Source organism: Mesorhizobium sp. P5_C1 (genome assembly GCF_054049815.1).
The window spans coordinates 1-1,051 of record NZ_JBFULQ010001079.1 but is presented as its reverse complement, the minus strand read 5'-3'; the positions used below and the strand labels follow the sequence as shown (position 1 = coordinate 1,051).

The 1,051-nt window shown below is 58.7% G+C and carries 1 protein-coding gene; it reads left to right on the top strand.

Annotated features, from left to right (window positions below; all coding sequences use genetic code 11):
* Nucleotides 1-1,051 (top strand): helicase-related protein (locus ACXJ7R_RS34010; protein WP_457155616.1); only part of this gene is annotated, 1,051 nt, incomplete at both ends.

Below are 1,051 nucleotides of genomic sequence, written 5' to 3'. Positions count from 1 at the left end.
GTGTATCGGCGTTGAAGAACGAGCGCGGCCATGTCGAAACGCTGTTGGAGGCCGCTTGCTCGTGCGAACAGGCCGGTCCGGACGCGAAGACGGAAGCTCTCATCGACTTGATCTACCGGCTTCAGGCGGAGGAGAACGAGCCCGATCTCAAGGTGCTGATTTTTACCGAGTTCGTCCCCACCCAGGAGATGCTGAAGGAGTTTCTGGAAGTGCGGGGCATCCAGGTCGTGACTCTCAACGGCTCGATGGACATGGATGCCCGCAAGCGAGTTCAGGACGATTTCCGGCTTGATGCGCGCGTACTCATCTCGACGGACGCCGGTGGCGAAGGTCTCAATCTGCAATTCTGCCACGTCATCATCAATTACGACATACCCTGGAATCCGATGCGGTTGGAGCAACGGATCGGGCGGGTGGATCGTATCGGCCAGACCCGAACGGTGCGCGCCATCAACTTTGCAATGGAGGACTCGGTGGAATTCCGGGTTCGCCAAGTGCTGGAACAGAAGCTTGCCGTCATTTTCGAAGAGTTTGGCATCGACAAGACCGGCGATGTTCTGGATTCGGCGCAAGCTGGCGAACTGTTCGAGGAGGCGTTCACGGCAGTGATTCTCGATCCTGAAAGCATCGAGCGTACCGCCGAACGCACGACGACACAGATTCGGGACGAAATCCGTAAGGCGCGCGAGTCGTCTCCGCTCGGCGCATCCGCGGAGCCAGACACTCGGTCGGCCGAACAGCTTCGCTTGCATCCGCTGCCAACATGGATCGAGCGGATGACTGTCAGCTATCTCAGCGGTCATGGAGGCAACGCGGAGCACAAGCGCTTGACCTGGGATCTGACCTGGCCCGACGGCGAACGTTTCACTAAGTGCGTATTCAATGCGCGGGATGCTGAGAGTACTCCCGATGCAGAACTGATGACGCTGGAAAACAGCCGGATACGCGGGTTGGCGCTCAACCTGCCAATGATCGCGGCGGGAGAGCCCATTCCGGTTGTAGCGATCAACGGTATTCCACCCGGCATCGAAGGAGMCTTCGGTTTATTCGA